Source organism: Photorhabdus sp. RM71S, assembly GCF_042879355.1.
In the GTDB taxonomy this organism is placed as follows: Bacteria; Pseudomonadota; Gammaproteobacteria; order Enterobacterales; family Enterobacteriaceae; genus Photorhabdus; species Photorhabdus kayaii.
This window is the reverse complement of record NZ_JBHFKV010000047.1, coordinates 23,580-31,090: the sequence shown is the minus strand read 5'-3', so window position 1 is coordinate 31,090 and position 7,511 is coordinate 23,580. Positions and strand designations below refer to the sequence as shown.

At 38.8% G+C, this 7,511-nt stretch carries 6 protein-coding genes; 2 read left to right on the top strand and 4 right to left on the bottom strand.

Annotated features, from left to right (window positions below; genetic code table 11):
* Together ACGF5R_RS19470 and ACGF5R_RS19465 are read left to right on the top strand one after the other, a co-directional pair.
* The coding region (locus ACGF5R_RS19470; protein ID WP_240000911.1) for a pyocin knob domain-containing protein at positions 1-1,017 on the top strand (1,017 nt) is incomplete at its 5' end.
* A 9-nt stretch (positions 1,018-1,026) separates the two neighbouring features.
* Entirely contained in the window at positions 1,027-1,368 is a 342-nt protein-coding gene (locus ACGF5R_RS19465) for a tail fiber assembly protein (RefSeq protein ID WP_112878695.1), read from the top strand.
* A 452-nt stretch (positions 1,369-1,820) separates the two neighbouring features.
* Here the strand turns inward: ACGF5R_RS19465 and ACGF5R_RS19460 are convergent, their stop codons facing one another.
* The 4 genes from ACGF5R_RS19460 to glmU form a co-directional block, all read right to left on the bottom strand.
* The gene (locus ACGF5R_RS19460) at positions 1,821-2,453 is read right to left on the bottom strand and encodes a tail fiber assembly protein (RefSeq protein ID WP_387692285.1); all 633 of its coding nucleotides are present in this window, start codon (positions 2,451-2,453) and stop codon (positions 1,821-1,823) included.
* Positions 2,453-3,523 carry a phage tail protein gene (locus tag ACGF5R_RS19455; protein WP_387692283.1) on the bottom strand — a complete coding sequence of 357 codons (1,071 nt, stop codon included), beginning with the start codon at positions 3,521-3,523 and terminating at the stop codon, positions 2,453-2,455. The genes ACGF5R_RS19460 and ACGF5R_RS19455 overlap by 1 nt, the downstream gene beginning before the upstream one ends.
* 622 nt (positions 3,524-4,145) lie before the next feature.
* The gene (gene glmS, locus ACGF5R_RS19450) at positions 4,146-5,975 is read right to left on the bottom strand and encodes a glutamine--fructose-6-phosphate transaminase (isomerizing) (RefSeq protein WP_387692280.1); all 1,830 of its coding nucleotides are present in this window, start codon (positions 5,973-5,975) and stop codon (positions 4,146-4,148) included.
* A gap of 107 nt (positions 5,976-6,082) precedes the next feature.
* Positions 6,083-7,456 (bottom strand): bifunctional UDP-N-acetylglucosamine diphosphorylase/glucosamine-1-phosphate N-acetyltransferase GlmU, encoded by a 1,374-nt coding sequence (gene glmU, locus ACGF5R_RS19445; protein WP_262980895.1) that lies wholly within the window; start codon positions 7,454-7,456, stop codon positions 6,083-6,085.
* Between the last annotated feature and the right edge of the window lie 55 nt (positions 7,457-7,511).

The window sequence follows — 7,511 nt, the reverse complement described above, 5'->3', positions numbered from 1 at the left end:
CTTGGTTTAGTGGAAACGGTGGATTTGGCTAAGGGTGCAGTTCCAAACAACCGGAAAGTGAATGGAAAAATCCTATCTGAAGATATCAATATTACTTCTCAGGATATCTTTAGTGAGCAGGCGGTTTATTTGGGTGATCAGGCAAATTTGGATAACTATAAAATACCAGGGATTTATTACCAAGATTACAATATTTACGCTCAAAATGGTGCTAACTATCCTGAACCACTTGCCGGTTCACTTGTCGTTTTACAGGCTGCTGGGATCATTCAGCGTTATTTTGTTTATAACAGCAGCCGGGTATATACACGCAGCCAATATCACAATTTACCATGGACACCTTGGGCCCAAGAATATAACACGCTCAATAAACCCACTGCGTCGGATATTCAGGGTGAACCACGCTATACCACCACGATTGATCTTACTGGACTGAGTACTGAACGCTATTATCCGATTTGGTGGGACTTCCCACCAAATGTCGGAGCGAATTCTTGGTTAACGCTTCATAGGCCCTATCCATATGATGCAGAAAAAAAACCATTCGGGGAGGGCGTGACACATGTAGCCGGATTACTTACACAAATAGAAGGCGGAGAGCATCGGTGGGGTGGTGATGCACAATATTTAAATATTAAACGCATAAATCAAACCTATCGTAAAACAATAAAAGCGATCCGCTACACCATGATAAGCATCGCCAGACCCGTCGATGGTAAATATCCTCTCTATGGTGATGTTAAATCTGGTGATGTTGTAGGTTGTTATGTTTACAGTGGTTGTTATTTACGTGGTGGTTTAACCTATTTTGTGACCAGTAATTTCCAACCAATTCATTATTCACGTGAAGAAGGAGAGGTTGAAATATATCGGTGGTCAAATTCAGACCTTAATAGAGAAATTAAGTGGATGGTGAAATCGTTAGCCATCAATGATCCGTTATTAGGTGAAGAATATATTGATAATACAATACCTTACTCCCTAGAATATGACACGCTTTATCAAAAAAAACCATAATGAGGATATATGATAATATTAAATAGATTGGTAGATAAAAATGGCTATGAATATGTTAATGTGCCAGCTGAACCTCATCAATTAATCTCAATGGGTTTCAGTGCTCAAGAGGCTAAGGCATTATATCATCAGGCTATTATCGAACAGAAAAATAAAACCTATCACCGCCAACAATATTATTTATTAGAACAAGCTTCAATTAAAATGGCACCATTGCAAGATGCCATTGATTTAGGAATTGCTACTGATAATGAAATAACAATGTTGATGGAGTGGAAAAAATATCGCGTCGCGTTAAATCGAATGGATACCACGGCAAAAAATATTGAATGGCCAGAGCAACCAGAATAAAATGAATCATTTTTATGGTAATAAAAAATAGTAATTATTCATTAATTTGATTATGCATTTATGTCGCTTTTTATAAATACCTAACATGGTTGGGTATTTATATGATTTTTTATTTATTTAAATTATTTGCTCTAAGTAATATCACCGATTTTAAAGCTATCAGTTATTCTTTCTGAAAAATGATTCTTTATAGTTTTTCTATTATTTCAGTGATTTTTATAGACTGATATAAAATATTAAATATAGTGTTGGAGGTTGAATTACAATAGCATATAAAGTTATGAAGTTAATTTTTTATTTTTCACTTAAAAATTCAGAGACATTTTATGAAAGAACAAAATAAAAATCTGTTAATAATTCTGATGTAAAGATATGGTTTCAGAAACGATAAACATCTATAATTTTGTTTATAAGTCTTAAATCTACGGCCTGAAAAACAGGCCGGTATTATTTTATTCTGGTTTTTCAGGCCAGTTAATATCTGGAGCTGAAGAAATATTAATCCGGTTCATTAATACAAAGTACTTTTTCCAATCTAGCAACAATAGCTTTTCTTTTTCTGAAGCCAGCTCAGTATCTACTGCATGTTGTAGCAATGCGACTGTTTCGTTTGCTTGTTGTAACAGTGTTACTCGCCACTGCTCTGCCTGTTCAATTTGATTGTCTTTTACAGCAGCTTTATCAATTACCCACTTTTTACCATCCCATTTATCAAAATCAGTGGCAGGTTGCTTGAATGTCAGAAATTCTGGTAGTTCACCTAGAGCAGTAATTTCATATTGTGCTCGTGTCTGCTTGTTATAAGCTGTTTTTCCACGGTAATCAGGTACTATTTGCCAACAACTTTTATCTTCGCTACGGCAAACAGCCATATCATCAGAATCTGGAAGTTTTGGTGCATCTGGATAGGAATTGGCAGGAAGCCCCACTCCTTCCATTAGATATTCTGGTCTAGCGCCAATAAATTCTCTGGAATAAGGTTCCGCATGGTAGATTGTCAACCAACCAGCCTTGATTGCTAATCCGTTATTTCCCAATATTGCTGCTTCTGGTTCTAGGGAATATTTTTGTTTCTGTGTTGTCATTACGCTGCTCTCACTATGTAGTTAAATGCGATATTACGGGGGCGTACTCGAAATGTAGATAATGAAACTGCACCGTTAGGATTTAATTGGGTCGTAAAATATTGGCCGCTCCCGAATTCTGCTTCCTCAAAATCACTAGCCATAATTTCTGATGGATAATTACTTGAAAAACGATTAATAGGAGGAGATACCAATACTCCTATATTTGCAGAGGCAGCATGGGTGTAAAGATTAGGTAACTTTGTTGAATTCTGATGGGATAATATATCTCTCCCTGAATCAATACTTCTCCCATTATCCCAACCTCGAATAAATTCACCGCGTAGATCAGGGAGTGCACCAGAGGGATATGCTTCCCCTAATTTAGGGTATATAGATTTGTCAAACTGCTGACCACTACAAATAAGATAACCTGCTGGTGCGGTTGGTTTAGACCACGGTAGCGGAATACCAACAAGGATATCATCCTCTGTTAATATCTTACGTTTCCCCCTGAAGTTACCATTTTCATCGAAAGCGTAAGTAGAAACGCTGAATGCTTCTGAATATCCCCCGTACCCGAAAGAAAGCCCGCGAGCGTGCTGAGAGCTATCAACGTCAGGATGAGCTATATGAATTGCTAATGCCCCCAGATTATCAATTCCATTAGGCCTCAAAAATCCCGAACGGCCCAAATGACGTGAATTAGGATCATCATAATAGTTTGCAGTTTTAGCTAATATATAACCTGATGTTTTTGTATCCGTATTCAATTGAATAAATCGACTGTCAGACTCTGATTTAGAATAATGTTCATTAGCTATTGCAACATAGCCGTTCTTTCGAGGGAGTTGAACAACATTTATATTTGAGGAGTCAGACTCACGATATCCTATTGCACAAAAAGAATCTGCTTCATGAGAAGTGGTTTCTATGAAGACATATCGACCATCGCTTTTTGTTAGTGACAAACTGGAATAATTTCCACCTGTTTTAATATTGTGATTACCTGATATGAGTGATTCAGTTGAGTCTTTAGGAAGAGCGTTTTTCGCCAAATCCACCGTTTCCACTAAACCAAGATTTTTCAAAACTCACTAATCCGTGAGATTTCCGAAAAAATAGTTTCGTATCGGCACTAAGCAGGAGTATATATGGTGAAGATTGGCTATATTCAGGTGCCAATAAATGACCAGAACTGTGGTTTATGAAAAAATGTGTTGATAAGAGTAAATTATGAACTATTTTGGAGGATAAATTTGTAGCAAAAACAACCAATTGAAGATTTAATTTTATACTATACAACAAGCATTTATGAGATTTCATTTTGCATAAAATATAAATTTTATTTATATTAAATTCAACTATGCTAACTCTATTCCCAAACAAAGTTTAGGTCAGTTATTTTCAAGATAATCAGAAGTAAAATTAAATATGGACAGTAAACCCGAAGTTATAAGCTGAGAGTTCTATCAATAAAACGCCCGAATTTTTTCTGGAATCACGCAGCCAATTGCAAAGTAGGTATTAAAATACAACTCCCCAATAGTTTGGATGGATATCTGGTTTCATAAATTTCGCCATAATATAACATTACAATGGCGTGATTTATTTTTATCGGCAAAAAAATAATGATAAATTTTCTCAGTTCAAAAAAAAGCCTCTGTATTTTTAATGTACAGAGGCTTGTTTCAACTTCTTATTATAAAACGATTATTCTACAGTCACTGACTTAGCCAAGTTACGAGGCTGATCAACATCAGTTCCTTTGATCAGAGCAACATGATAGGAAAGCAATTGCAATGGTACTGTATAAAATATTGGTGCAATCAGCTCTTCAACATGCGGCAATGGAATAATCTTCATTCCTTCACTATCGGTAAAACCCGCGTCCTGATCAGCAAAAACATATAGCAATCCACCACGAGCACGTACTTCTTCGATATTAGATTTCAGTTTTTCTAGCAGTTCATTGTTCGGAGCTACAATGATAACCGGCATATCTGCATCAATCAGTGCCAGTGGGCCATGTTTTAATTCACCAGCAGCATAAGCTTCAGCATGGATATAAGAAATCTCTTTTAATTTCAGAGCGCCTTCAACCGCAATCGGATATTGATCACCACGACCAAGGAATAAAGCATGGTGTTTGTCAGAAAAATCTTCCGCCAGCGCTTCAATAATTTTATCTTTCGATAACATGCTTTCGATACGGCTTGGCAGTGCATGTAATGCATGAACAATTTCTTGTTCCTGCTCTGCATCAACACCTTTCAAGCGTCCAAGGTAAGCCATCAGCATCAGTAATACCGTCAGCTGAGTTGTAAACGCCTTAGTTGAAGCAACACCAATTTCTGCGCCGGCTTTGGTCATCAGAGCAAAATCAGATTCACGTACTAAAGAAGAACCCGCTACGTTACAGACAGTCAACGATGTGAGATAGCCAAGTTCTTTAGATAAACGCAGGGCTGCCAATGTATCTGCGGTTTCACCCGATTGAGACAAGGTGATAAGTAAGCTTCCTGAACGGCGCGCTGATTTGCGGTAACGGAATTCAGAAGCAATTTCCACATCACAAGGAATACCAGCCAATGCTTCAAACCAATAACGGGAAACCATACCTGCGTTATAGGATGTACCACAAGCAACTATCTGAATATGCTCTACTTTAGATAATAATTTAGCTGCGTTAGGACCAAGCTCAGACAGATCTACCTGCCCATGACTCAAGCGTCTTTCCAGAGTGCTTTTAATCGCCATTGGTTGTTCATAGATCTCTTTTTGCATGTAATGACGGTAGACACCTTTATCACCAGCATCATACTGAATATTGGATTCAATCTGTTCCCGCTCAACCGGTTTGCTCTGAGCATTAAAAATACGTACAGTACGGCGAGTTACTTCAGCAATATCCCCTTCCTCAAGGAAGATAAAACGACGAGTAACAGGCAATAGCGCCAACTGATCAGACGCCAGAAAGTTTTCTCCAACGCCTAGGCCTATAACCAAAGGACTACCCGATCTTGCAGCAATTATTGTTCCAGGATCACGGCTATCCATGATGACTGCACCATAAGCACCACGCAACCGAGGAATAACTCGTTGAATAGCTTCCAACAAAGTACCACCTTGTTTTTGTTCCCAATGAACAAGGTGGGCAATAACTTCTGTATCAGTATCCGAGATAAACTGATAACCGAGTGCAATTAATTGAACGCGTAATTCTTCATAGTTTTCAATAATACCGTTGTGAACAACAGCAATATAATCAGATACATGCGGGTGAGCATTTTTCTCGTTTGGTTCGCCGTGTGTAGCCCAACGGGTATGAGCAATACCTGTCCCACCAAGGACTGGCTGCTTACCAACCTCATCAGCAAGTACTTGTACCTTACCGACTTCACGCAGGCGAAACATATTTTTTTCGTTATCAACAACCGCCAAGCCGGCGGAGTCGTAACCTCGGTATTCCAAACGACGAAGTCCTTCAATCAGGATTTCTGCAATATCTCGTTGTGCTACTGCACCAACAATTCCACACATCAGTTTTATTCCTAAAAATAGGGCTGATGAAAGCCCTTTATATGTCAAGAGCCTGATTGTTTTCCGGTTTTTCCGGTCCCCGAGCCTGTAGAGTGGGGATTATTATTTTATTTTTTTTCTTTCACCGGGCGTTTCCACCCTTGAATATGTGTTTGTTTAGTTCTGCTTACAACCAGCTCATTTTCAGCGATGTTTTTTGTCACTGTTGTCCCCGCTCCGATTGTAGCGCCTTTAGCAACAGTCACCGGAGCAACAAGCTGAGTATCAGAACCAACAAAAACATTGTCACCAATAATGGTCTTAAATTTATTAGCACCGTCATAATTACAGGTAATAGTACCTGCACCAATATTTACATCACGACCAATGTCTGCGTCGCCAAGATAAGTCAAATGTCCAGCTTTAGAACCTTTACCCAGATAAGATTTTTTCATCTCAACGAAATTCCCTACATGGGCTTTTTCAGCGAGTTTAGAACCGGGACGCAAACGTGCAAAAGGCCCAACAGTACAACCAGTTTCCATTTCAGAATCTTCAACTATTGTATAGGGGCTAATAATAGAATCATCACCAATGATGCAATTCTTCAATACACAACCGGTACCAATCTGTACATTATTACCAAGGGCTACATTACCCTCAATAATGACATTAGTATCAATAACCACATCATGGCCGTGAATTAGTGTGCCACGTAAATCAAAACGAGCAGGATCCAACAACATAACACCCGCTAGTAATAATTGTTCCGCTTGTTCAGATTGATAAATACGCTCAAGAGCGGAAAGTTGAAGGCGGTTATTTACACCTTCCATTTCACTCAAGCGAGTTGGGTGCACCACTTCAATTTTTCGACCTTCTTTATAAGCTAGCGCAATCACATCAGTCAGGTAGTATTCACCCTGAACATTGTTATTATCCAATTGGGCCAACCAACGTTTTAAATCACTACCATTAGCAACCAGAATACCTGTATTTATTTCATTGATTTTACGTTGTTCTTCAGTCGCGTCTTTTTGCTCAATGATGCCCGTTACTTCTCCGTTTTCACGAACAATACGACCATAACCTGTTGGATTATCCAAAATTGCCGTTAATAAACCGATACCACCGTCAGGTTTAACCGCTAGCAGGCGTTCAAGGGTATCTGTACCAATAAGAGGCACGTCACCATACAATATCAAAATATCTTCATCATCAGCGAAATGTGGTGCTGCCTGCTGCATTGCATGGCCAGTCCCTAACTGCTCTGCTTGTAATACCCAATTTAGTGTTTGATCAGAAAGGGTTTGCTTCATCAGGTTTCCTCCATGTCCATAAACTAGATGAACATTTTTAGCCCCTAATGCCATTGCAGTATCAATCACATGCTGAACCATAGGTTTACCGGCCAGCAAGTGCAGCACTTTAGGGAGATCAGAGTACATGCGGGTTCCTTTACCCGCGGCAAGGATCACAACACTTTTTGCACTGTTAGACATAAGAAACCCGATAACTCCAATTTAAGAGAGAAAAGTAAACCTGTTTATAAGATAA

What these genes read in the sequence shown, in the direction of transcription:
- ACGF5R_RS19465 (WP_112878695.1), top strand. Translation starts at nt 1,027, where the DNA reads ATGATAATATTAAATAGATTGGTAGATAAAAATGGCTATGAATATGTT.
- ACGF5R_RS19460 (WP_387692285.1), bottom strand. Translation starts at nt 2,453, where the DNA reads ATGACAACACAGAAACAAAAATATTCCCTAGAACCAGAAGCAGCAATA.
- glmS (WP_387692280.1), bottom strand. Translation starts at nt 5,975, where the DNA reads ATGTGTGGAATTGTTGGTGCAGTAGCACAACGAGATATTGCAGAAATC.
- glmU (WP_262980895.1), bottom strand. Translation starts at nt 7,456, where the DNA reads ATGTCTAACAGTGCAAAAAGTGTTGTGATCCTTGCCGCGGGTAAAGGA.